Below are 576 nucleotides of genomic sequence, written 5' to 3' on the forward strand. Positions count from 1 at the left end.
AAGAGACAGCCTCCACATCGCCCCCCGAGGACTCCGCCACCGCGGGCGGCGGCACGGTCACCCGTTTCCGCAACGCGCGCTCCGGGCTCTGTCTGGCCGTCGGCGGCGACCAGGACGAGATCACGGCCGGGGCACCGGCGGTCACATCGACCTGCAGGGACCGGCCCGGCCAGCTGTGGCGGTTCGGGTCCGACGGACTGCTGCGCAACGCGGACCGGCCGGACCTGTGTCTCGACTCCGCGCAGCCCTTCGGCCTCGAACTCAGCTCGTGCGGTGCCGCTACCGGCGACCGGGCGGGCGACTTCCGGTACGAGCTCTCGCCCGAAGGCCTGCTCGCGTCCCGCGAGATGCCCGATCTGGTGGTGGTGCCGGCCCGCAGGGCGGTGGACGCCCCGATCGTCCTGAAGGCCCTCGACGGGGCCGAGCCCGGCAGGGGGCAACTGTGGACCACGGAGACCGAGAGCGAGGCCCAGGCCGGGGCCGGAACCGTGCCGGCGCCCTCGGCCTCCAAGCCGCTGACGGCCGCCCTCACCGGCCGGTGAAGTCCGCCCCTGCCCCGGGGAGTCTCCTGACTCC

At 74.7% G+C, this 576-nt stretch carries 1 protein-coding gene; it reads left to right on the plus strand.

Annotated features, from left to right (window positions below; genetic code table 11):
- On the plus strand, positions 1-542 hold a 542-nt coding region (locus GUY61_RS38820), incomplete at its 5' end, for a ricin-type beta-trefoil lectin domain protein (protein WP_166634962.1).
- Positions 543-576: the final 34 nt, after the last annotated feature.

The organism is Streptomyces sp. GC420 (assembly GCF_009916105.1).
Classification (GTDB): domain Bacteria; phylum Actinomycetota; class Actinomycetes; order Streptomycetales; family Streptomycetaceae; genus Streptomyces.